General features: G+C 57.5%; 1 protein-coding gene. It reads right to left on the bottom strand.

All coding sequences use genetic code 11. The annotated features are described in order from the left end of the window. Positions 1-221, bottom strand: a 221-nt coding sequence (locus tag AB1471_RS19255) for a YkgJ family cysteine cluster protein (protein WP_496350353.1), incomplete at both ends; no start/stop codon positions are given.

Below are 221 nucleotides of genomic sequence, written 5' to 3'. Positions count from 1 at the left end.
ACAACGCAGTCCGGCACGAAGTCGAAGCGATTCGCGTAGTCCTTGCAGCCGGCCGTGCAGGAATCGAGCATCTTGCAGCTGACATCGGTGAAATAGATCTCGCCGGTATCCTCGTCTTCGAGCTTGTTCAGGCAGCAGCGGCCGCAGCCATCGCACAGGCTTTCCCATTCGGCCGGCGACATGTCCTCCATCTTCTTGGTTTTCCAGAAGAATCCATCCTG

The organism is Jeotgalibacillus marinus (assembly GCF_040801915.1).
GTDB lineage: Bacteria > Bacillota > Bacilli > Bacillales > Jeotgalibacillaceae > Jeotgalibacillus > Jeotgalibacillus marinus.
The sequence above is the reverse complement of the archived record's forward strand: the minus strand, read 5'-3'. Positions and strand labels throughout refer to the sequence as shown.